This is a genomic window from Parapusillimonas granuli, from assembly GCF_013416525.1.
GTDB classification, from domain to species: Bacteria; Pseudomonadota; Gammaproteobacteria; order Burkholderiales; family Burkholderiaceae_B; genus Parapusillimonas; species Parapusillimonas granuli.
On sequence record NZ_JACCEM010000004.1, the window covers coordinates 55,064 to 77,525 of the forward strand.

Consider the following 22,462-nt stretch of genomic DNA (forward strand, 5'->3'; position numbering starts at 1 on the left):
CCGTCAAGCGGGCGAGGCCGATGCCGGCGCGAGCCCGGCCGGCGGGGCGGCCGCTCCACGGGCCGCCCGCATGAGGCCCATCGGTTCGGCGAGCGCCGACCGGACCGCCTATGTCGTCGGCACCTTCGACACCAAAGGCCCCGAATTGCAGTATCTGCGCAACTGCATCGAGAAACTGGGCATACGGGTGACCACCGTCGATCTCGCCACCAGCGGCGCGATGTCGCCGGCCGGCATCAGCGCGCGTGAAGTCGCCCGGTTCCACCCCAAGGGCGAGGCCGCCGTATTCACCAAGGACCGCGGTTCGTCCGTCGCCGGCATGACCGAAGCGTTCCGGCGCTTCCTGGCCAGCCGCCGCGACCTGGGCGGCATCATTTCCGCTGGCGGATCGGGCGGCACGGCGCTGGCCACGGCGGGCATGCGGTCGATTCCGGTAGGCATACCGAAAGTCATGGTCTCCACCGTCGCCTCGGGCGACGTCGCCCCTTACGTCGGCGAGTCGGACATCTGCATGATGTATTCGATTACCGACGTGTCCGGCTTGAACCGCATCAGCGCGCAGGTGCTCGGCAACGCCGCCCATGCGCTGGCGGGCATGATCGCCAACCCGGTCCGGCTTGCCGACGAGCCCAAGCCGGCGATCGGGCTCACCATGTTCGGCGTCACCACGACCTGCGTGCAGGCGGTCACCAGGGCCCTGTCGTCCGGCTACGACTGCCTGGTCTTCCATGCCACGGGCACGGGCGGCCGCTCGATGGAGATGCTGGCCGATTCGGGCCTGCTCGACGGCATCATCGACATCACGACGACGGAAATCGCGGACCTGATCGTGGGCGGCGTCTTTTCCGCCGGCGACACGCGCATGGATGCCGTCATCCGCAGCCGCCTGCCCTACGTCGGGTCTTGCGGCGCGCTCGACATGGCGAACTTCCACGCCATGGCCACCCTGCCCGCGCGCTTCCGGGGGCGCAACGTCTACCAGCACAACGAGAACGTCACCCTGGTGCGCACGCTGCCGGAAGAGAACATCGCGATCGGCGAGTTCATCGCGGGCAAGCTGAACCAGATGGAAGGCCCCGTCCGCTTCCTGATTCCGGAAGGCGGCGTCTCGGCCATCGACGCCCCCGGCCAGCCCTTTCACGATCCCGCGGCGGACCGCGCCCTGTTCTCGACCATAGAAAAACACTTCAAGCCAGGTCCGCAGCGCAAGCTGATCAGGCTTCCATACAACATCAACGACCCGGCCTTCGCCGATGCGCTCGTGCTGGCCTTCCATGAAATCCGCCCGCCGGCGCGCCCGTCATATCAACGCTAGGAAATCCCCATGCCCCGCATCCAACGCTCAACCCTGCTCGAGAATTTCCGCGAGATGATACGCAAACGGATACCGATCATCGGCGGAGGCGCAGGCACCGGCTTGTCCGCGAAATGCGAGGAAGCCGGAGGCATAGACCTCATCGTGATCTACAACTCGGGGCGCTATCGCATGGCCGGACGCGGGTCGCTCGCCGGCCTGCTGGCATACGGCAACGCGAACCAGATCGTGCTGGAAATGGCCCGCGAAGTGCTGCCGGTGGTGAAACACACCCCGGTGCTGGCGGGGGTCAACGGCACCGATCCCTTCATGATCCCGGACCATTTCCTGCGCCGGCTCATCAGCCTGGGATTCTCGGGCATCCAGAACTTCCCCACCGTCGGGCTGATCGATGGAACCTTCAGGGCCAATCTGGAGGAAACCGGCATGGGCTACGGCCTGGAGGTCGACCTGATACGCAAGGCGCGCGAACTGGACCTGCTCACGACCCCCTACGTCTTCAATGAGGACAACGCGGCGGACATGGCGCGCGCCGGCGCGGACATCATCGTCTGCCACCTGGGCCTGACCACCGGCGGAGCCATCGGCGCGGAAACCGCCTTGACGCGGGCGGATTGCATCCCGGCCGTCAACGCCTGGGCGGAGGCCGCCCGGCGCGTCAATCCCGACGTCATCGTCCTGTGCCACGGCGGCCCCATCGCCACCCCCGCCGACGCAGCCTTCATTCTCGAGCACTGCCCCGATTGCCATGGCTTCTACGGCGCCTCGAGCATGGAACGCCTGCCGGTGGAAACCGCGCTGACGGAACGCACGCGCGCATTCAAGAACATCAAGCGTTAACAAGCCAAGGAGTCGACCATGACCGGTTCGGAATTCGGAGTTTTCTTATTGGGCCTTCTGGCTGTGGCCATCGTCGCGGCCATCGGCATATGGCTGCTGCATTGGCTGTATCTCAGGTCGTCCAAAGGCAGGGCTTTCGTGCGCACCGGCCTGGGCGGCCAAAAAGTCGTGCTGGACGGCGGCGCCTTCGTGCTGCCCATCGTCCACGACGTCATACCCGTGAACATGAACACCTTGCGGCTGGAAGTCACGCGCGGCCGCGACAAGGCCTTGATCACCCGGGATCGCATGCGGGTCGACGTCACGGCCGAATTCTACGTCCGCGTCGCCGCGAATCCGGACGCCGTGGCCACGGCCGCGCAGACGCTGGGAGAGCGCAGCATGGAGCCCGAGCGGCTGATCGAGCTGGTGGAAGGCAAGTTCGTGGATGCGCTGCGCACCGCCGCCGCCGAGATGACCATGGAAGAACTGCACGAGAAACGCGGTGAATACGTCAAGAAGGTCAGCGCCGACGTGGCGGACGACCTGACCAAGAACGGCCTGGAGTTGGAGGCCGCCTCGCTTACCCAGCTCGACCAGACGGCGATGGAATACTTCAACCCGTCCAACCAGTTCGACGCCGAGGGCATGACGCGCCTGACCGAGCAGATCGAGCGGCGCAAGAAACAGCGCAATGACATCGAGCAGGACACGCTGATATCCATACGCAGCAAGAACCTGGAAGCCGAGAAGCTGGCGCTGGACATAGACCGCGAAGCGGAATACGCCAGGCTCGCCCAGGAGCGCGAGGTGGAAATCGCCCGCGCCCAGCAGAGGGCGGAAGTGGCGCGCGAACGCGCCGAAACGGAACACCGCGCCGAACGGGCCCGGATCGAAGCGCGCCAGGCGGTCGAACAGGCCCAGGTCCGGGCGGAGCTGCAGATCGAGCAGGAACGCATCGCCAAGGAAAAGGAATTGCAGGCCGCCAACCTGGAGCGCCGCAAGGCCCTGGAACTGGCGGAGCAGCAGCGCGCCATCGCCATCGCCGAACAGTCCAGGCTCCAATCGGAGGCACAGGCCGCCGCCGACCTGGCGCGCGCCGAAGCCGTCGCCGCGGAGGAGCGCGTCTTCTCGGCGCGCGAACTGGAAGTCGCCGAACGCCGCAAGCAGGTCGAACTGATTGCCGCCCGGCAGGCGGCCGAAAAAGAAGCGCTGCGGCTGCGCCTGGCCGCGGAAGCCGAGAAGGCCGCGAGCGGCGACCGCGCCACGGCGATCCGGGCCCAGGCGCAGGCCGAAGCGGACGCGGAAAAAATACGCGCGGAAGCCAGCAAGGTGCGCAGCGAAGTCGAAGCCCAGGGCCTGCGTCTAATGAACGAGGCGTCCAACGTCCTGACGGCCGACGCGCGCGCCTCCGCCCTGCGCCTGCGCATCGTCGACAAGATGGAAGGCATCATCCGCGAGTCGGTCAAGCCCATGGAAAACATCGACAGCATCAAGATACTGCAGTTGGACGGCTTCGGAAACCTGGGCAAGGGCGCCGACGACCGGGACGGCGGCGGCATCGCGGACGGCGTGGTGAACTCGGCCCTGCGCTATCGCGCCCAGGCGCCGGTGGTCGATCAGCTGCTGCGCGAAATCGGCCTGGACGGCGGCAACCTGCCGGCCGCGGCAGGCGCCATGCTGCCCACGCCGGCCGCAGAGCGCGGTGAACGGCAAGACAAGAGCGCGTCATGAAAGTCTACGTCAGCAGCGTCATCGACGCGCCCGCGCAAGCGGTCTGGGGAATCATCCGCGACTTCAACGGCCTGCCGGACTGGACGCCGTTCGTGGCGCGCAGCAGGATCGAAGGCGGCACGCCTTCCGATGCGGTGGGCTGTGTGCGCAATTTCGAGCTGCGCCAGGGCGGGACGATACGCGAGCAATTGCTTGCCTTGTCGGATTATGACTATTGCTGCGTCTATTCGATACTGGAAAGCCCGATGGGGGTCAGCGACTATGTCGCCACGCTCAAGATCATCCCCGTGACCGACGGGAACCGCAGCTTCGTGGAGTGGTCGGCCGAGTTCGCGTGCGAGGCGGGACGCGAGAATGAGCTTCGGCGGCTCATCGGCCAGGAAGTCTTTCTGGCCGCCTTGAAATCGCTGCGGTCGATGATGGAGGGGCGGCGTCCCGAGACTCCGCCCACTCGGTGAGCAACAGAGGCCCGGCCCTGACGGACCCGGCCTCTTCGCACGCAACGATCAGTTCTTCGTCTGGTCGACCAGCTTGTTCGCGGCGATCCAGGGCATCATCGCGCGCAGCTTTCCGCCCACTTGCTCGATCTGCGATTCCGCATTGATGCGGCGGCGCGAAATCAGCGTCGGGGCGCCGGCCGAGTTCTCCAGGATGAAGCTCTTGGCATACTCGCCCGTCTGGATGTCCTTCAGGCACTGGCGCATCGCCTGCCGGGTTTCTTCGGTCACGATCCGCGGACCCGTGACGTACTCGCCGTATTCCGCGTTGTTCGAGATCGAATAATTCATGTTGGCGATCCCGCCCTCGTAGATCAGGTCGACGATCAGCTTGAGCTCGTGCAGGCACTCGAAATAAGCCATCTCGGGCGCATAGCCCGCTTCCACCAGCGTTTCGAAACCGGCCTTGATCAGCTCCACGGTGCCGCCGCACAGCACGGCCTGCTCGCCAAATAGGTCGGTCTCCGTTTCCTCGCGGAAATTCGTCTCGATGATGCCCGCGCGGCCGCTGCCGATCGCGCATGCGTACGACAGGGCGATGTCGCGCGCCGCGCCGGACGTGTCCTGGTGCACCGCGACCAGCGACGGCACGCCGCCGCCCTGGCGGTACGTGCCGCGCACCGTGTGGCCGGGCGCCTTGGGCGCGATCATGATCACGTCGATGTCGGCGCGCGGCTGCACCTGGCCGTAGTGCACATTGAAACCATGGGCGAACGCCAGCGCGGCGCCCGCCTTGATGTTGCCGGCCACCTGGCTGCGGTAGACCTCGGCGATGTTTTCATCGGGCAGGAGGATCATGACCAGGTCGGCACCCTTGACGGCCTCGGCGACTTCCTGGACCTTCAGGCCGGCGTTCTCGGCCTTGCTCCAGGAGGCGCCGCCCTTGCGCAGGCCCACCACCACATTGACGCCCGACTCGTGCAGGTTCAGCGCGTGCGCGTGGCCTTGCGAGCCGTAGCCGATGATGGCGACGGTCTTGCCTTTGATGAGGGAGAGATCACAATCTTTATCGTAGAAAACTTTCATTGAGGGTGCTCCAATACTGTTCGTGTATTTTGATTTTTCTGAATGCCAGCATCCAGATGCCAAGGTTAAAGTGATTTAAAGCTTCAGGACCCGCTCGCCACGCCCGACACCGGACACCCCGGTACGGACCGTTTCCAGTATGGCGCTACGATCCAGCGCACCGATGAAGGCTTCGATCTTTTCCTGATCGCCCGTCAGTTCAATGGTGTAGACCTTGTCGGTGACGTCGATGATGCGCCCGCGGAAAATATCGGCCATGCGCTTCATTTCGTCCCGTTCCTTGCCCACCGCGCGAACCTTGATCATCATCAGTTCGCGCTCGATGTGCGGGCCTTCGGAAAGATCGACGACTTTCACGACGTCGACGAGGCGATTGAGGTGCTTGGTGATCTGTTCGACGATCTCGTCGGAACCATGCGTGACGATCGTCATGCGGGACAGCGTGGAGTCTTCCGTGGGCGCGACGGTAAGGGTCTCGATATTATATCCACGGGCGGAAAACAGCCCCACCACGCGTGACAATGCGCCTGGCTCGTTCTCGAGAAGGATGGAAATTACGTGTTTCATCATTCTCTCCTTACAGGTCTTCGGAACCAAGCAGCATTTCGGTGAGCCCGCGCCCCGCCTTCACCATGGGCCAGACGTTCTCGGTCTGGTCCGTGATGAAATCCAGGAACACCAGGCGATCCTTGTGCTTGACGAAGGCTTCGCGGATCGCGGGCTCGACGTCGGCCGGCTTGTCGATGCGCAAGCCCACGTGCCCGTAGCTTTCGACGAGCTTCACGAAATCGGGCAGCGCGTCCACATAGGATTCGGAATAGCGCGAACCGTAGTCGATCTGCTGCCACTGCCGGACCATGCCCAGGTAGCGGTTGTTCAGGCACAGGATCTTGGGCGACAGGCGGTACTGCTTGCAGGTGGAAAGTTCCTGGATGTTCATCTGGATGGAGCCTTCGCCGGTGATGACCGCCACGTCGCTGCCGGGATTGGCCATCTGCACGCCCATCGCATAGGGCAGGCCTACGCCCATGGTGCCCAGCCCGCCGGAATTGATCCAGCGGCGCGGCTGGTTGAAGCGGTAGTACTGCGCCGCCCACATCTGGTGCTGCCCGACGTCGGACGTGACGAAGGCGTCGCCGCCGGTGACTTCCCAGAGCTTTTCGACCACGAACTGCGGCTTGATGAGCTCGGTGGACGGCTCGTAGGCCAGGCATTGCTTGCCGCGCCAGGTGTTGATCTGCTGCCACCACTTCGCCAGCGCCGCCTTGTTGGGCGCGGCGTCGGCCAGCGCCTGGGCATACAGGCCGTTGAATTCCTGCAGCACTTCCTTCACGCTGCCGACGATGGGAACGTCGACCCGCACGCGCTTGGAGATCGACGACGGGTCGATGTCTATGTGCACGATCTTGCGCGGAACCTGGGCGAAGTGCTTGGTGTTGCCGATCACCCGGTCATCGAAGCGCGCGCCCACGGCGATGAGCACGTCGCAGTTCTGCATGGCCATGTTGGCTTCGTAGGTGCCGTGCATGCCCGGCATGCCGACGAACTTGTCGTCGTCGGCGGGGAAGGCGCCCAGCCCCATCAGGGTGTTGGTGCAGGGCGCTCCGGACAGCCTCACCAGTTCGCGCAGTTCGGCGGCGGAGTCCGACAGCACCACGCCGCCGCCCGAATAGATCATGGGTCGTTCGGCCGTCAGCAGCATTTGCACGGCTTTCTTGATCTGGCCCAGATGACCCTTGGTGACGGGCGCATACGAGCGCATCTTCACTTCGCCGCGCTTGGGCGCGAACTTGCAGGTGGCGACGGTGATGTCCTTGGGAATGTCGACCAGCACCGGGCCCGGACGCCCCGTCCTGGCGATGTAGAAGGCCCGGCGCATGGTCTCGGCCAGGTCTTTGATGTCGCGCACCAGGAAGTTGTGCTTGACGCAGGGCCGCGTGATGCCGACCGTGTCGCACTCCTGGAAGGCGTCCTCGCCGATGGCCTGGGTGGGCACCTGGCCGCTGATGATCACCATGGGAATGGAGTCCATGTAGGCGGTGGCGATGCCGGTGACCGCGTTGGTCAGGCCCGGGCCGCTGGTGACCAGCGCCACGCCTATCTTGTTCGACGAGCGCGAGTAGGCATCGGCCGCATGCACGGCGGCCTGCTCGTGCCGAACGAGTATGTGCTTGAAATTGTCTTGCTTGTAGATTGCGTCGTAGATGTACAGTACCGCGCCGCCGGGGTAGCCAAACACATGGTCTACGCCTTCTTCGGCAAGGCAACGCACGACGATATCGGCGCCATTGAGTTCCATATTGAAATTCCTTTCATGACCAGCGCTGTCACCCCGACCGGCCCTCGAGGCCCGAGCCCACCCGGCAACCAGCAACATGACCTGGCGTTTTATGGCTCACGGAGCCATGCCACCCAGACACCTTACCGACCCGGATCGAACTCATCGAATGTGCAGCGCGAGCGTTCACATGAACGCGGGAGGTAGAAACGGAAGCCTGGCATCGCACGCTTGTGGCGCGGCCAACAGCAAAGTATTACAGGCGCAAAAAACCGGGCGGATAGCCCGGAACACGGTGCCTTGTGCGGCCCGCCCTGGATAGTCGAGCGGACCAAGACGCTAATGTAGCGCGGAAGCGGGCCGGAATCAAATCGGCCGCCCCGGAGTTCCGCCGAGCGGCCCCGCCCCTGCGATCAATCGAAGGTGGTGAGGCGCTTTTCCAGGGCGCGCATGTTGTCATAGTCCATGAGCTGCATGATGTCTTCGATGCCCACCAGCAGATCGGGGCGATCGGCCGGCCGGCCCGTGGCGATCACTTCCTGCATCACGCCCAAGGCCTGCCGCATGCCGTGGATGGCGGCGGCCGGCAGCATGCGGGGCAGGCTGATGCGCTTGACGCCGAGCTCCCGCAGCCTGGGCAGCGGGATCAATGGCGTGGTGGGGCGCGCGCGTATGCCGAAGCCCATGTTGATGCTCACGGGGATGCCGGCGGCGTCGACGATGCGCGCGATGTCTTCTTCGGTGCGCACCGCGTCGGGGAACAGCATGTCGGCGCCCGCCGCCGCGTATGCCTTGGCCCGCTTGACCGCGCCCTCGATGCCTTCCAGGGCGAGGGAGTCCGTGCGCGCGATGATCACGAAGTCGTCGTTGCGGCGCGCCAGGCAGGCGGCCTCGATCTTCTTGACCATTTCGGCCTGGCTGACGACGTCCTTGCCGGGCATGTGCCCGCAACGCTTCGGGCTTACCTGGTCTTCGAGATTGATGCCGGCCACGCCCGCCTCTTCGAACAGCCTGACGGTATGGAAGACGTTCACCGGATTGCCATAGCCGGTATCCGCGTCGGCCGTCAGCGGGATGGACACCGAACGCGCCAGGTTGCGGCAATGGTCGACGTTTTCCGCCAGGCCCATCACGCCGATGTCGGGCACGCCCAGCAGCGAATTGGACAGCGCGGCGCCGCTGGTGCAGGCGGTCTTGAAGCCCGCGGCTTCGACCAGCCGTATGCTGTAGCCATCGTAGACGCCGGGTGAAACGATGAAGGCTTCACTCTTCAGCAACGCCCGAAACTTGCTGGCACTATTCATTCTTGTTCATTCCCACAAAAGTAGACATACACGGCATTCATCGGCATGCCGCCGGTAAACGAGAACCATGGAATGCCCTGCCTGAATGTCCGCAAGATTATCAACCATCTTCAAAAGTGTCAACTCTTTAAGCCTGTTCAGCGCCAAGACCCACCGGATTGGACAACTACCTTCCAGCCGCCTCCAACAAAGAACAACTCTTTGATAACATTGATTATATTTCTTGTATAACGCAGTTTTTGTGTTTCTGCTTCATTTTGCATCGGCAGGCGCCTATTATCACTATGACGACAAACTGTTGACAATAACAAACAATCGTCATAATCTTGCAAGACACCCCATGCGCCGCAAAACCCATTGCCATGCCAGAACAGATACAGATACGCCAGCAGTCCCTGCGCTACGCCGACATACAGGAAATCACCGCGGCATCCGGCCTCGACCTGGCCACTCTGCCGTACGTCATACGCATCCTCCTCGAGAACCTCTGCCGCCACAAGGCCTGGGGCTCGAACATCACGGAAGGCGAAGTGGGCGCCCTGCTCAAGTGGAACGAACACATCGGCGCCGAATTGCCGCTGCATGTGGCCCGGGTCATTCTTCCCGACTCCAGCGGCCTGCCGGTGCTCCAGGACCTGGCCGCGCTGCGCGACGCCGTGGCGCGCCACAACGGCGACCCCGGCGCCGTCGACACGCGCATCCCCGTCGATCTGGTCGTGGACCACTCCCTGCAGGTGGACAACTGGGGGCATGCGAACGCCATGCCGCTCAATCTTCGGCGCGAATTCGAACGCAACCGCGAACGCTATGAATTCCTGAAGTGGGCCCAGCAGGCCTTCCGCGGCCTGCGCGTATTTCCGCCGGGAACCGGCATCATCCACCAGGTCAACCTGGAATACATCGCTTCCGTGGTCATGAAGGAGCAACGCCAAGACGGAACCTGGCTGTATCCGGACTTCGTGATCGGCGGCGATTCCCACACCCCGATGGTCAACGCCCTTGGCGTGCTGGGCTGGGGCGTGGGCGGCATAGACGCCGAAGCGGCCTTGCTGGGCCATGCCTACACCTTTCCCATCCCGGAAGTCGTCGGCGTCCGGCTGGTCGGCGGCGTGGCGGCCCCCGCCTTGACGACGGACGCCGCCCTGCTCATCACCCAGGCTCTGCGCAAAGCGGGCGTCGCGGGCAGCATGGTCGAGTTCTTCGGCCCCGCGCTGCCGGCTCTGTCCGTGCAGGAACGCGCCACCATCGCCAACATGGCGCCCGAATACGGCGCCACCTGCGGTTTCTTCCCGGTGGACGACCGAACGCTCGAATACCTGCGCAACTCGGGCCGCAAGCCCGAACACATAGAACTCATCGAAGCCTACTGCAAGGCCAACGGCCTGTTCCGGCCCTCGCCCGAGCACAGGCCGCAATACAGCCGCGTGCTGGAAATCGACCTGTCCGACGCAATGCCCTCCATGGCGGGGCCGCGCCGGCCGCAAGACCGCATGCCGATCGACGCCGTCGCCCGGGACTTCAAGCAACGCCTGGGCAAGCCGCTGTCCGAAGGCGGTTTCGGCGTGCCGGACATCGCGCCGCATCCGGCGTCCGCGCATCCGCGCGGCATCGGCGATCTTGGCCATGGGGCCGTGGTGCTCGCCGCGATCACCTCATGCACCAACACCTCCAACCCCAGCGTCATGCTCGCGGCGGGCCTGCTCGCCCGCAAGGCGGTGGAGCGCGGGCTCCAGGTGCCGCCCTGGGTCAAGACCTCGCTCGCGCCGGGTTCACGCACCGTCACGCGCTACCTGGGCGAAGCCGGCTTGCTGGAGCCACTGGCGCAGCTCGGCTTCCACCTGATCGGCTACGGCTGCACGACCTGCGGCGGGAAATCCGGCCCGCTGGACGAGGCCGTGGCGGCCCAGATCGAAAACAAAGGCCTCGTCGTCGCGGCCGCATTGTCGGGCAACCGCAATTTCGAAGGCCGCATACACAAGCTCATACGCGCCAACTACATCGGGGCGCCTCCGCTCGTCGTCGCCTACGCGCTGGCGGGAAGAATCGACATAGACTTCGACAGCGAGCCGCTGGGCCACGACCCGGACGGCAACGCCGTCCACCTGCGCGACGTCTGGCCGGCCCCGCAGGAGATCGCCGCGTTGCTGCCTTTGGCCAGCAAGCCCGAAACCTTCCAGGAAACCTACCTGGCCGAAGACCTCGATACGGAAATATGGCGCAACATGCGCGCGCCGGAAGGCCTCCTGTTCCCCTGGAACCCCGACTCGCATTATCTGGTCGAGCCGCCCTTCTTCGAGCGGCTTCCAGACCGCGACGGGCTGGCGCGCCTGGCGCGCGGCCTGGAAGCCACGCGCGTGCTGGCCGCCTTCGGCGATTCTTTGACGACGGACCACATTTCCCCCGGCGGCGAGATTCCCGGCGATACGCCCGCGGGCCAGTACCTCCTGGCGGCCGGCATCGCGCCGCGCGACTTCAACAGCTACGTGGCGCGCCGCTGCAACCACCGAGTCATGACGCGCGCCACCTTCGCCAACATCCGCATCAAGAATCTGCTGGTGCCTGAAGTAGAAGGCGGCGTCACCCGGCATTTTCCCGACGGCGAGACGATGACGATCTTCGATGCCGCGATGCGCTACCAGCAGGAAGGACGCGGCGTCATCGTCCTGGCCGGCAAAGAGTACGGCACCGGCAGCAGCCGCGATTGGGCCGCGAAAGGGTCCGCCCTGCTGGGCATACGGGCCGTCATCGCCGAATCCTACGAGCGCATCCACCGCGCCAACCTGGTGGGCATGGGCATCCTGCCCCTGGCCTTTCTGGAAGGGCAAGGCTGGCGGCAGCTCGGCCTTGCCGGGAACGAATCCTTCCACTTCGAAAACGTCGAGGCGGGCGTCAGGGACGGAGCGCTCATCACCGTGGTCGCCCGGGACGGCGGCCGTGAAACTCGCTTCCAGGCCCGCCCTCAAGTGCTCACCGCGGCGGAACGCCATCTCATCGCCGAAGGCGGCATCCCCTCCAGCGTGCTGCGCGGCTTCCTGAACGACGCCGCCGAGGCGGGCGCCGCAAGCCGGGACTCGAACACCTAACGACACTCAAGACGACATCATGGAACTGGACCTCGTACTGACCAACACCCAAATCATGCTGCCGAGCAAGGGGCTGACGCCGGGGCAGATCGGAATACACGACGGCCGCATCGCGGCCATCGCCGAGCCCGGCCTGGCCTTGCGGGCGAAGGAAACCATCGACTGCCAAGGGCTCTGGACGCTGCCCGGCGTGATCGATCCGCACGTGCATTTCGGCTTCGGCTCGCCCGAGACCGACTTCCAGACCGAATCGCGCTTCGCCGCGCTCGGAGGCACGACGACCGTGCTGTCCTTCCATCGCTCGGCCGACATCCGCGAGTCCTTCGAGCCGGTCCGGGAACGCGCCGAACGCCAGAGCTGCATCGATTTCGGCTTCCATTTCGGCATCACGAGCCATCTGCACGTGGAGACCCTGCAAGAGATCTCCCGCCGCTTCGGCGTCCCTTCCTACAAGCTCTACATGATGTACAAGGGCGCCGCGGGCCTGTCCAAGGGCTTCACCGACATCGACGACGGCCTGCTGTTCGCCGCCCTGCGTGAAACCGCCAAGATTCCCGGCGCCGTGCTGGGCGTGCACTGCGAAAACGTCGAGGTGATCCCCTTGCTGCGCGACCCTTTGCGCGCCGCGGGGCGCGACGACCTGAAGGCATGGAATGAACAGAGCCCCGACTTCCTGGAGGCCGAGAACGTGCATCGCGTGTGCTATTTCGCCACCAAGACCGGCACCCCGGTGAACATCGTGCATCTGAGCAGCCGTGAAGCGCTGAACGAGGTGCGCCGCCACCGGCTCAGCCCCGATGCGCCGCCCATGTATGTCGAGACCTGCCCGCACTATCTTTTCCTGAACGACGAGTCCCCCGCCGGCACCTACGCCAAAGTCAATCCGCCGGTGCGCGGGCAGGCCGACGTGGAAGCGATGTGGGAAGGCGTCCTGGACGGATCCGTCACCACCATAGGCTCAGACCACGTGCCGCGCAAGCGCGCAACCAAGGACAAGGACATCTGGGCGGCCAGCAATGGCTTTCCGGGCACGGGCATGATTCTGCCCATCCTGCTGCACGAAGGCTATCACAAGCGCCGGGTTCCGCTCGAGACCCTGGTCAAGGTGGCCAGCGAGAATTCCGCCCGGATCTACGGGATGCCGGGCAAGGGCAGCGTGGAAATCGGCAAAGACGCCGATCTCGTGATCGTCGACCCCGAACTCGAAAAAACGGTCGACCCGGCCACTCTCGAATCGAACTCGGACTATTCGCCGTATGAAGGGATGACGCTCAAGGGTTGGCCGGTGCGTACCCTGGTCCGCGGGCGCACCGTCGCGCTGGACGGCCGCATCACGGAAGAAGCAAGCAGATCACCCGGCGGACGCTTTCTGCGGCGCCTGCATCCCTGACACCCCCGAACTTTGATTCATTAGGAACAGACATGAGCGAAACCAAGAGAATTTGGGACGACTTCCTGACCGAACGCGACAAGCAGGTCTTCAAGGCCGCCGGCTACGGCAAGCGCGGCGGCTTCGGCAAGCGGCCGGCGCTATTCATCATCGACGTGCAATACAATTTTTGCGGCGACAAGCCCGAAGACATCCTGGAAGGCCTGAAGCAGTACCGCACGCATTGCGGCAAGGAAGCCTGGGATGCGGTGGCGCACATGGTGCCGCTGCTCGAACTGGCCCGCGAGAAAAACATTCCCGTCTTCTACACGGAAAGCGGCCGGCGGCCCGACCTCCTGGACAGCGGCGTCCAGGTCGGCAAGAACCACCGGGGCACCGAGAAAACCGTGGTGGCGAATACCCACGCCACCGAAACCGTCGCTCCGCTGGCGCCGCGCCCGCAGGATATCCGGATCACCAAGCAGAAGCCGTCGTGCTTTTTCGGCACCATCTTCATGAGCCACCTGAATTTCCTGGACGTCGACACCTTGATCCTGGTGGGCTGCGCAACATCGGGTTGCCTGCGCGCGACCGCGGTGGATGCGTATTCGTACAATTTCAAGGTGATCGTTCCCGAAGAAGCCTGCTTCGACCGCTTCCAGGCCAGCCATGCCGTGAACCTGTTCGATCTGAACTGCAAGTACGCGGACGTGATTCCCGCCGCCGAAGTCGCCGGCTACCTGCGCGATCTGCCGGCGCCCGGCGGCGGCGCGGCGTGAACGGCCAGGCCGGAGGCTCCGCCCGATGTCCGACCAGACCGGCTCGATCAGCCCGCAACATACTCCGGTCTTTCTGCTGACGGGATTCCTCGGCAGCGGGAAGACCAGCCTCCTGAGCCGGCTGATACACCGGCCCGAATTCTCCGACACCGCGGTCATCATCAACGAGTTCGGGGAGGTCGGCCTGGACCACATGCTGGTGGATCGGTCCAGCGACGCCGACATCGTATTGCTGGACTCCGGATGCCTGTGCTGCGCCATGAGCGGATCCCTGCAGCACAGCCTGGAATCGCTCTATTACCGGCGCCTCCGGAAGGAGATCCCCCATTTCGAGCGCATCGTCATTGAGACCTCGGGGCTGGCCGATCCCGGCGCCGTCATCAACACCATAGGCGGGGATCCGGCGATCGCCCGACGTTTCCGGCTGGCGGGCGTCATCACCACGGTCGACGCCATCCATGGGCTGGACGCCATCGGCGCCTATCGCGAGGCGGCGGCCCAGCTCGCGGTCGCCGATCAGATCGTCCTCACCAAGACCGACCTGCTGGAAGACCCGGCGGCGGCGATGGACCTGCGCCGGGAGCTCGGCACCCGGAATCCCCATGCCGAAATCCAGATCGGACAAGCGCTCGATGCGGCGGGAATCCGCCGGCTGTTCACGAGCGCCGAGACCCGGGCCCTTGAACCGGCCTCGGCCCATTCCGGCATGCGCAACCCCGCGCTGGGCCATATCTTCAAATACGGCATCACGGCACAGACTTTCCATCTGCGCAACCCTGTAAGCTGGCCGGCCTACGCCGACTGGGTCCACGCCATGCAGCGCCGCCACGGCGCATCGCTGCTGCGCGCCAAGGGCATTTTGCGCATGGAAGACGGCGATTTCTACGCCATACATGCCGTGCATCATCTCTTCAGTCCCCCGCTCAAGCTGCGGCGCGCCGTCGAAGGGCCCCAGCAAGGCGCGCTGGTCCTGATCACCGAGAACCTCAGCCGAGAGGAACTGGAGGAGACCGTCGCCCTGCTGCGGGGCTAAGCCCTATTAATGTCAACAGTTAATAGAGATCAGTTTTCATCGCCATGCTGAATAGCGCGGTATTTAGGGTAATCACCAAGCCAATTTCCCGATATAACCCCATACAACTGTTGACATTTACTGACTCCACCAATACAGTGTCAACACTATGCGGCGCAAAGCGCCGCCGCCCACATTCAATGCACAAGGAAGTCGCCATGTCTCACTCCATCGTTCCGTCCTTCCAGCCTCATCGCCGCAGTCTCATCGCCGCGGCGCTCGCCGCCGTGCTCGGCGCCGCGGCCGTCTTGCCGGCCGCGGCCCAGGGCGACGGCGCGGCAGGCTATCCGAACAAGCCCGTCAAGCTCGTCGTTCCCTTCGCGCCCGGCGGCCCCACCGACATCACCGCGCGCCTCATCGGCGAGGCGCTGTCCAAAAAATGGAACCAGCCGGTGGTCATGGAGAACCGGGCAGGCGCCGGCGGCACGATAGGCGCGGCAAGCGTTGCGAAAGCGGCGCCCGACGGCTATACCCTGGTGCTGGGCGTCACGGGCTCCCACTCCATCGCCGGCTCGCTCTACAAGCAGCTGCCCTATGATCCGCAGGCCGACTTCGAGCCCATCAGCCGCGCCGTCATTTATCCGAACGCCATCCTGGCGAACCCGGCCCTGCCCGCCAACAACCTCCAGGAATTGATCGCGCTGGCGAAGAAAGACAAAGAGCTGCACAGCTACGGCACGGACGGCAACGGCACGGCCTCGCACCTGACGATGGAACTGCTGAAGGAACGCGGCGGCTTCAAGCTCGACGCCGTGCAATACAAGGGCGCATCCCCCATGCTGAACGACCTGGCGGCGGGATTCATCCAGGTCGGCATCACCGGCCTGCCCTCGGCTGAAACCCTGCTGCAAGCCGGCAAGGTGAAGCTGATCGCAATCACCACGGACAAGGATTACAGCGAAAAAGGCTACCCCACGATCGCCGGACAGGGATTCCCCGGCTTCGCGGCCGCTCCGTGGTCCGGCTTGTTCGCGCCCAAAGGCACGCCCAAGGAGATCGTCGCGAAGATCTCCAAGGATGTGAACGAAATCATGAACAGCGCCGAAATGAAAGAGAAAATGAAAGGCCTGGGCCTTCAGCCCCTGCCCAACACGCCTGAGCAATTCAAGACCGAACTGGCCCAGGAAGCGGCGAACTGGGCCAAGGCGGTCGAGATCTCCGGCGCGCGCGCGGAATGAACGGCTGCTCGATAGGTGTTCTTGAAGATGGATTCCATGCATGATCCGATGAGCTTCGATGCCGAATTCGACGTGCTCGTCATTGGAGCGGGCGGCTGCGGGCTGGCGGCGGCCTTGGCCGCCCATGACAACGGCATGGACGTGGCGATCGTCGAGAAGATGGACCGCGTCCAAGGCAACACCCTGCTTTCCAGCGGTTCGATACCGGCGGCGAACACACGCTTCCAGCGCGCCGCCGGCGTCGTGGACAGCCCCGACACCTTTGTCGCGGACCTGGAGCGCGTGGCCGGCCGCCACGACGCGCCCGAGCTGACGCACCGGCTCGCGAGCATTTCAGCGGAACTGGTCGAGTGGCTGGTCGACAAGGCCGAGGTCGAGATGACGCTGGTGGAAACCTACAAGCACATCGGCCATCGGGTGCATCGCCTCCACTCGCCGCCGTCCAGGCGCGGCTCGGACCTGGTCGACGATTTGCTCGCGGCCGTGGCAAAGCGCGAAATCCCCATCGCGTTCGGCAACCCGGCCATCGAGCTGCTGGCCACGCCCGACGGAAGAGTGGTCGGGGCCGTCACCGAAACCAGGACGGGCGAACGCACCGCCATCGGCGCCAAGGCCGTCATTCTGGCCACCAACGGCTTCGGCGCCAATCGCGAATTGCTGGCGCGGTTCTGCCCGGAACTCGCCGCCGTGCCCTACGGGGGCTCGGTCGCCAGCGAAGGCGAAGCCATACGCTGGGGCGAGCAGCTCGGTGCGGACCTGGCCAATATGGGCGCCTATCAGGCGCACGCGAGCCTGGCCGACCCGCATGGCTCGCTGGTCACCTGGACGGTCGTCGAAAAAGGCGGCGTGATCGTCGACCGGCACGGCCTGCGCTTCGGCGACGAGACCATCGGGTATTCCGCATTCGCCGCCCAGGAGCTGGAGCGCGAAGGGCCGTTCTACGTGATCGCCGACACGCGCGTGCGCGACGTCACCGCCGCCGGCCAGGAAGAATACGCGGAATTATGCGCGCACGGCGGAGTGATCGAAGCGCCGGATGCCGCAAGCCTGGCGCAAAGGCTGGGGATCGACGCCGCCAACCTGTCCGCCACGCTGGACGGCGCCATCGCCGCGGCCAAGGGCGTGGCGCAGGACCGGCACGGGCGCCAGGCCTGGGGCCTCGGCCCCTTGAGCGCCCCATACACCGCCACGCGCATCGGGCCCGCCTTGTTCCATACGCAGGGGGGCCTGAGGGTCGACCTGGACGGCCGGGTGCTGAAGCGGGGCCGGCCCATTCCTGGGCTGTACGCAGGCGGCGGCGCCGCCTGCGGCATCAGCGGCGCCAAGGGCGGGCTGGGCTATATGTCGGGCAACGGCCTGCTCGGCGCGCTGGGCCTGGGCTATCTCGCGGGCAAAGCCGCCGCGAGCGACGCCTCGGCCGCCCGCGCATGAATTCGGTTTTGCATCAGGCGGCAGAAGCCGCCAACGCGGAAAGGTAGGCAAGATGAATCCAGAGAAAGATCCCGGCGGCGCTTCCACTCCCACGAAACCGCTGGCGGCTTTTGCCAGCGGCGTGGCCTGCGAGCGCCTGGCCGAACATGAGAAGCACGAGACGCTCCGGCATCTGCTGGATACGCTCGGCGCGTGCGCGGCGGGAATCAACCAGCCCATCGTCCAGGCGGTGGCCGCCCTATGCGGCCAAAACGGCATGATGCGGGGCGACGTCCCGGTGGTCGCTTCCGCGCTGACCACCGATGTCCTGACGGCAAGCTACCTCATGGCGGCGGCGGCGCATGCCCTGGAAATGGACGACGGGAACCGGGAAGGCTCCATCCACCCCGGCACGGTCGTCGTTCCGGCCGCCCTGGCCATGGCCCATCAACAGAACGCCGACGGAAACACCTTGCTGTCGGCGGTCGTCGCCGGCTACGAGGTCGCCGTCTCGGTCGCCGAATGCCTGCATCCGCACGCCAGCAAGCGCGGCTTCCAGACCACGCCGGTCGCCGGAACGCTGGGCGCGGCCGCCGCGGCCGGCAGGGTGCTCGGCCTGAATGCCGAGGACATGGAGAACGCGCTGGGCATCGCCGCCAGTTCGTCGTCGGGGATCTTCGCCTATCTGTCCGGCGGCGGCAACATCAAGAAGCTGCACCCCGCGCATGCGGCCCGCGAAGGCGTGTTCGCCGCGCTGCTGGCGCGGCAAGGCGTCGTGCAGGGCCCGCGCAACGCCGTGGAAACGCGCTGGGGCGTCCTGCAGGCATTCGGCGGGCTGGAGGAATGGGCGGGCAAACCGCAAGGCCGGCGGGAATTGGCGGTGGTGCGCTCCTACCTGAAGCCCTACCCCTGCTGCAGGCACATCCACCCGGCCATCGACGCCCTGCTCCGGCTCCGGCTCGACCACGGCATCCGGCCGGACGACGTCGCCGCCATCTCGGTGGGAACCTACGAAGCCGCGATGCCGCATGCGGCGCTTCCCTGGGACACCTTGAACGTGGCGCAACTGAGTTTTCCCTACGTCATGGCGATCGCCATGATGAACGGCGCGGTCGATCTGCCGGCCTTTTCCGAAGCGCAGCGCGGCAGCGCGGCGGTCGGGCGCCTGGCGGCCAAGGTCAGTGTCCACGTCGACCCGCAATGCCAGGCGCTCTACCCGGCCAACGGCCCGGCGCAAGTCACCATCACGCTGAACGACGGCGCCTCGCACAGCCTGTTCGTGCCCGAACCCATCGGTTCGCCGGACCTGCCCTTGTCCGACCAGGCGCTGATCGAGAAATTCCGCCTGGCCACGGCCGCAATACCGAGCCGGGACGAGACCCGGGCGCTGGCGGTCTCGAGCCTCGCCGGCAACGCGCTGCCCGACGCTCGCACGCTGATGCGCCTCCTGGCGGGCTAGGACAGCGATCCGTCCCGGGCGCGCGCGTGCCCCCGCTTTGCCTTTTTACGTTTCTACATGGAGATCGAAATGAAAGCGAAGGTACTCTCGGCCATCGGGAAGATGGCATGGGTCGCGTCCCTGGCGGCGCTGCCGATGTCGGCGGGCGCGGCAAGCCCGGCCGACGCGCAAGACTACCCGAACCGGGCCGTGCGCATCGTCGTGCCGTTCGCGGCGGGCGGCGCGACGGACCTGTTCGGACGCCTGATCGCGTCGGAACTCACCGGCACGCTCAAGCAGCAGTTCATCGTCGAGAACAAGCCGGGCGGCGGCGGGAACATAGGTTCGAACCAGGTCGCCAAAAGCTCCGCCGACGGCTATACGCTGCTGTTCGGCGCGGCCGGCAACATCGCCGTCAACCCGTCGCTCTTCAGCAATATGCCGTACAGCCCGTCCAAGGACCTCGCGCCCGTGGCGCTCATGGGCTCGTCGATGAACGTACTGGTGGTGCCCTCGTCCCTGCCGGTCAAATCGGTGCAGGAGCTGATCGAGCTCGCCAAGGCCAAGCCGGGAGAGCTGAACTACGGCTCGTCCGGCAACGGCGGGACCACGCATCTGTCCGGCGAGCTGTTCAACAGCATGGCGCAGACCAGGATCGTCCATGTTCCGTATCAGGGCAGCGGCCCCGCCATGGTCGACCTGCTGGCGGCGCGGGTGCAGATGATGTTCGACAACCTGCCTTCGTCTTCCCCGCATATCCAGCGTGGCGAGCTGAGGGCGCTGGGCGTGACCGGCGCGAAGCGGAGCGCCCTGCTTCCCGACGTGCCCACGATCGCCGAATCGGGCCTGCCCGGTTTCGAAGCCACCACCTGGTTCGGCTTGTTCGCCCCCGCCGGCACGCCCCCCGCCGTCATAGAAAAAATCAACGCGGCCGTGAATCAGGCAATGGCCAAGCCCGCGATCATCGAACGCCTGCGGCAATTGGGGACCGACGCCGCCACCGGGACACCGGCCAGCTTCGCGGAGCTGGTGGCCAAGGACACCGCCAAGTGGGCCAAGGTCATCAAGGACGCGAACATCGTCATGAACTGAGCCGTCACCGCAAGGCGTCGAGCAAGCGGCTCCAGGACATGGCGCCGTAGCGCTCGACGCCGTCGGGCGCCAGCAAGAATGCCAGGCCGGGCAGCACCGGCGCCGACAGTTCGCGGATCTTCCCTTCCAGCATGGAATCGGGCAAAGGGCGGTCGGGGCCGCCTTGGGCGCTCAGGCACTCCGCCTCATGGGTTGCGCCCGCGGCGGTGTCCACGACCACCCGGGCTGGCCGGTCGTGGGGCGGCTCCAAGGCCGCCTCGTACGGCCGCAATTCGACCATCTTGCGCAAGCGGGCCACCAATGGGTCGTGCAGCGCGTCGCTGGAAAAGGCCGGCGCGCCGCCGGTGCCGAACACGAAGGGCGCGGCCACCATGTGCGGCATGGAAAACTTCGCGCCCAGGGTGGTCGTCGGTTCCGGATTGGACAGCGTCAGCGCCAGAGGATGCGTATAGACGCGGATGCTGCGAAGATCGCGGGCGTCCAGCGCGTGCTCGCGGACGAGATCGAGCACCGCCTCGACCGCGGAGTGCCCGTGCTGGCAGCAGGCGTAGATCTTGTGATAGCCCGACGCGATGGACCATTCCGCGCCCAGACGGTCGTCCAGCGCGCTGAAGTTTTCCGTCGCGCCGAGAATGTCGCGGTACACCGCCGGGATGCTGGATTCCGCGCCGTGAATGCCGCAAGCCGCCCAGTCGGCGCACTGCAGGCCGTTGACCGCCCCGGCGGCGGCCCAGCCGTTGCGGATCAGCACCCCTTCCACCAGATGCGGGCGAGGGCCCATCGAGGCGGTGGTTGCCGCCGCCGTGACGGCGCCGAAGAGCTCGGCGCCGTCGCCGCCGCGCGCCATCACCACGCCCGCGGCGGCGCCTACGCTCGACCAGAGGGCGTGGCCGTGCACGGCGGGCCGGGCGAACCGGAAGCTCATTGCAATCCGCGTGACCACTTCGTATCCCAGCACCAGGGCCCGCAAGACCTGTTCATACCGGAGGTCGAGGGCTTGCGCCTCTGCCAGCAAGGCCGGCAGCACATAGATGCCGGCATGGCAGATGGTCTTGCGGAACCCTTCGTCCAGTTCGCACCAGTTCCCGGCCAGCGCATTCAATGAAGCCGCCTGGTGGCGGTCGGCCAGGGGAAGGCCGGCGGCGAATACCGCCGACTCGCCGCAACACGGCCGGGACAGCACTCTTGCGCGATAGCGCGCCGGTTCGGGCTCCAGCGAGCCGGCGATCATGGCGGAAATATCGTCCGACACGACGAAGGCCGCCCGCCGCCGCATGGGCGCGGGTATGTCTTCCCAGCGGCAGGCCGCCGCCCAATCGCAGAGCCGGCGCAAGCCCGCGGAGAAATCGTCGGTCTGGTTCACGGATTCTTTCCTTGTTCAGGTTGGCCGGACCGTATCGGGCAGGTGCCGGACGAGATGGTTGGCCGCCCGCTCAATGTGCGAACGCATCAGGGACTCGGCAAGCCCGCTGTCGCGGCTTTTGATGGCCCGCACGATCTGCCAGTGCTCGGCGTAGGCGTCGTCCTTGCGTTCGAGCACGGTGCCGGAATGCCGGCGATAGATGCGCAGCAAGTGATACAGGTCGCCGCACAGCGCGGCGATGATGCGCTGGTTGCCACAGGCGCGGACGATGCGTTCATGGAAATCGAAGACGCGTGGCTGCCGGGCCCCGCTGACGCGCTGCTGCCGGTCTTGCTCCATTTCGTTCAGGAGCGCGTCGATCTCGTCGTCGGGCATGCGTTGCGTGGCGAGATTGCAGGCCATGCCTTCCAGGGCCATGCGCATCTGGAACAGCTCCAGCGCGGACTCCGCCGAAAGCGACATCACCCGGGCCTTGATGTACGGCTCACGGGTGACGAGCTGTATGCCTTGCAGCCGCCGGACGGCTTCGCGGACCGGCCCGCGGCTCACGCCGAATTCCTGCGCCATCGACACTTCGTTGATGATGCTGCCCGGCGGCAGGCGGCCATCGTAGATGGCGTCCAGGATCCTCTGGAAGACGGCGTCCGCCAAGGGAACCTGAGTCTCTTGTTTGTTGATTGCCGTTTCAGTCGCGCTCATGGTGGT

Annotated in this window: 18 protein-coding genes; 12 read left to right on the top strand and 6 right to left on the bottom strand. The window is 65.6% G+C overall.

Annotated features, from left to right (window positions below; genetic code table 11):
* The first annotated feature begins 70 nt into the window (after nt 1-70).
* The 4 genes from H0A72_RS22420 to H0A72_RS07895 are packed head-to-tail and all read left to right on the top strand — an operon-like array spanning nt 71 to nt 4,326.
* Nucleotides 71-1,315 carry a Tm-1-like ATP-binding domain-containing protein gene (locus tag H0A72_RS22420; protein WP_343060167.1) on the top strand — a complete coding sequence of 415 codons (1,245 nt, stop codon included), beginning with the start codon at nt 71-73 and terminating at the stop codon, nt 1,313-1,315.
* Between the two features lie 3 nt (nt 1,316-1,318).
* Nucleotides 1,319-2,155, top strand: a complete 837-nt coding sequence (locus H0A72_RS07885) for a phosphoenolpyruvate hydrolase family protein (RefSeq protein ID WP_425502496.1) — start codon at nt 1,319-1,321, stop codon at nt 2,153-2,155.
* 18 nt (nt 2,156-2,173) lie between these two features.
* Complete coding sequence (locus tag H0A72_RS07890; RefSeq protein ID WP_180154540.1) at nt 2,174-3,868, top strand: flotillin family protein; 1,695 nt, start codon at nt 2,174-2,176, stop codon at nt 3,866-3,868.
* Nucleotides 3,865-4,326 (top strand): SRPBCC family protein, encoded by a 462-nt coding sequence (locus tag H0A72_RS07895; protein ID WP_180154541.1) that lies wholly within the window; start codon nt 3,865-3,867, stop codon nt 4,324-4,326. The genes H0A72_RS07890 and H0A72_RS07895 overlap by 4 nt, the downstream gene beginning before the upstream one ends.
* A gap of 48 nt (nt 4,327-4,374) precedes the next feature.
* On the opposite strand, the gene ilvC is transcribed toward H0A72_RS07895, so the two are convergent.
* The 4 genes from ilvC to H0A72_RS07915 all read right to left on the bottom strand — a co-directional run bounded on the left by ilvC (nt 4,375) and on the right by H0A72_RS07915 (nt 8,973).
* Entirely contained in the window at nt 4,375-5,391 is a 1,017-nt protein-coding gene (gene ilvC / locus H0A72_RS07900) for a ketol-acid reductoisomerase (protein WP_180154542.1), read from the bottom strand.
* Between the two features lie 75 nt (nt 5,392-5,466).
* Complete coding sequence (gene ilvN / locus H0A72_RS07905; protein ID WP_180154906.1) at nt 5,467-5,958, bottom strand: acetolactate synthase small subunit; 492 nt, start codon at nt 5,956-5,958, stop codon at nt 5,467-5,469.
* A gap of 10 nt (nt 5,959-5,968) precedes the next feature.
* Nucleotides 5,969-7,690 (bottom strand): acetolactate synthase 3 catalytic subunit, encoded by a 1,722-nt coding sequence (locus tag H0A72_RS07910; RefSeq protein WP_180154543.1) that lies wholly within the window; start codon nt 7,688-7,690, stop codon nt 5,969-5,971.
* A gap of 392 nt (nt 7,691-8,082) precedes the next feature.
* Nucleotides 8,083-8,973: an isocitrate lyase/PEP mutase family protein gene (locus H0A72_RS07915; RefSeq protein ID WP_180154544.1), complete on the bottom strand. Its 891-nt coding sequence runs from the start codon at nt 8,971-8,973 to the stop codon at nt 8,083-8,085.
* A 362-nt stretch (nt 8,974-9,335) separates the two neighbouring features.
* Here H0A72_RS07915 and acnA point away from each other — a divergent pair, with 362 nt between their 5' ends.
* The 8 genes from acnA to H0A72_RS07955 all read left to right on the top strand — a co-directional run bounded on the left by acnA (nt 9,336) and on the right by H0A72_RS07955 (nt 20,394).
* Nucleotides 9,336-12,056 carry an aconitate hydratase AcnA gene (acnA, locus tag H0A72_RS07920; protein ID WP_180154545.1) on the top strand — a complete coding sequence of 907 codons (2,721 nt, stop codon included), beginning with the start codon at nt 9,336-9,338 and terminating at the stop codon, nt 12,054-12,056.
* Between the two features lie 19 nt (nt 12,057-12,075).
* A complete protein-coding gene (locus tag H0A72_RS07925; RefSeq protein WP_180154546.1) occupies nt 12,076-13,446 on the top strand; it encodes a dihydroorotase in 1,371 nt (456 codons plus the stop codon).
* 32 nt (nt 13,447-13,478) lie between these two features.
* Entirely contained in the window at nt 13,479-14,204 is a 726-nt protein-coding gene (locus H0A72_RS07930; protein ID WP_180154547.1) for an isochorismatase family protein, read from the top strand.
* A 25-nt stretch (nt 14,205-14,229) separates the two neighbouring features.
* Nucleotides 14,230-15,237 carry a CobW family GTP-binding protein gene (locus H0A72_RS07935; protein WP_180154548.1) on the top strand — a complete coding sequence of 336 codons (1,008 nt, stop codon included), beginning with the start codon at nt 14,230-14,232 and terminating at the stop codon, nt 15,235-15,237.
* A gap of 197 nt (nt 15,238-15,434) precedes the next feature.
* Entirely contained in the window at nt 15,435-16,454 is a 1,020-nt protein-coding gene (locus H0A72_RS07940) for a Bug family tripartite tricarboxylate transporter substrate binding protein (RefSeq protein WP_180154549.1), read from the top strand.
* Between the two features lie 27 nt (nt 16,455-16,481).
* The gene (locus tag H0A72_RS07945; protein WP_246436899.1) at nt 16,482-17,885 is read left to right on the top strand and encodes an FAD-dependent oxidoreductase; all 1,404 of its coding nucleotides are present in this window, start codon (nt 16,482-16,484) and stop codon (nt 17,883-17,885) included.
* A gap of 52 nt (nt 17,886-17,937) precedes the next feature.
* A complete protein-coding gene (locus H0A72_RS07950; RefSeq protein WP_180154550.1) occupies nt 17,938-19,323 on the top strand; it encodes an MmgE/PrpD family protein in 1,386 nt (461 codons plus the stop codon).
* Between the two features lie 69 nt (nt 19,324-19,392).
* On the top strand, nt 19,393-20,394 hold the full coding sequence (locus H0A72_RS07955) for a Bug family tripartite tricarboxylate transporter substrate binding protein (protein WP_180154551.1): 1,002 nt from the start codon (nt 19,393-19,395) through the stop codon (nt 20,392-20,394).
* Nucleotides 20,395-20,398: 4 nt separating this feature from the next.
* On the opposite strand, the gene H0A72_RS07960 is transcribed toward H0A72_RS07955, so the two are convergent.
* Nucleotides 20,399-21,757 carry an MmgE/PrpD family protein gene (locus tag H0A72_RS07960; protein ID WP_180154552.1) on the bottom strand — a complete coding sequence of 453 codons (1,359 nt, stop codon included), beginning with the start codon at nt 21,755-21,757 and terminating at the stop codon, nt 20,399-20,401.
* A 15-nt stretch (nt 21,758-21,772) separates the two neighbouring features.
* On the bottom strand, nt 21,773-22,456 hold the full coding sequence (locus H0A72_RS07965; protein ID WP_180154553.1) for a GntR family transcriptional regulator: 684 nt from the start codon (nt 22,454-22,456) through the stop codon (nt 21,773-21,775).
* Nucleotides 22,457-22,462: the final 6 nt, after the last annotated feature.

Coding starts and splice junctions, on each gene's coding strand:
- H0A72_RS22420 (WP_343060167.1), top strand. CDS start 71: ATGAGGCCCATCGGTTCGGCGAGCGCCGACCGGACCGCCTATGTCGTC.
- H0A72_RS07890 (WP_180154540.1), top strand. CDS start 2,174: ATGACCGGTTCGGAATTCGGAGTTTTCTTATTGGGCCTTCTGGCTGTG.
- H0A72_RS07895 (WP_180154541.1), top strand. CDS start 3,865: ATGAAAGTCTACGTCAGCAGCGTCATCGACGCGCCCGCGCAAGCGGTC.
- ilvC (WP_180154542.1), bottom strand. CDS start 5,391: ATGAAAGTTTTCTACGATAAAGATTGTGATCTCTCCCTCATCAAAGGC.
- ilvN (WP_180154906.1), bottom strand. CDS start 5,958: ATGAAACACGTAATTTCCATCCTTCTCGAGAACGAGCCAGGCGCATTG.
- H0A72_RS07910 (WP_180154543.1), bottom strand. CDS start 7,690: ATGGAACTCAATGGCGCCGATATCGTCGTGCGTTGCCTTGCCGAAGAA.
- H0A72_RS07915 (WP_180154544.1), bottom strand. CDS start 8,973: ATGAATAGTGCCAGCAAGTTTCGGGCGTTGCTGAAGAGTGAAGCCTTC.
- acnA (WP_180154545.1), top strand. CDS start 9,336: ATGCCAGAACAGATACAGATACGCCAGCAGTCCCTGCGCTACGCCGAC.
- H0A72_RS07925 (WP_180154546.1), top strand. CDS start 12,076: ATGGAACTGGACCTCGTACTGACCAACACCCAAATCATGCTGCCGAGC.
- H0A72_RS07930 (WP_180154547.1), top strand. CDS start 13,479: ATGAGCGAAACCAAGAGAATTTGGGACGACTTCCTGACCGAACGCGAC.
- H0A72_RS07935 (WP_180154548.1), top strand. CDS start 14,230: ATGTCCGACCAGACCGGCTCGATCAGCCCGCAACATACTCCGGTCTTT.
- H0A72_RS07940 (WP_180154549.1), top strand. CDS start 15,435: ATGTCTCACTCCATCGTTCCGTCCTTCCAGCCTCATCGCCGCAGTCTC.
- H0A72_RS07945 (WP_246436899.1), top strand. CDS start 16,482: ATGGATTCCATGCATGATCCGATGAGCTTCGATGCCGAATTCGACGTG.
- H0A72_RS07950 (WP_180154550.1), top strand. CDS start 17,938: ATGAATCCAGAGAAAGATCCCGGCGGCGCTTCCACTCCCACGAAACCG.
- H0A72_RS07955 (WP_180154551.1), top strand. CDS start 19,393: ATGAAAGCGAAGGTACTCTCGGCCATCGGGAAGATGGCATGGGTCGCG.
- H0A72_RS07965 (WP_180154553.1), bottom strand. CDS start 22,456: ATGAGCGCGACTGAAACGGCAATCAACAAACAAGAGACTCAGGTTCCC.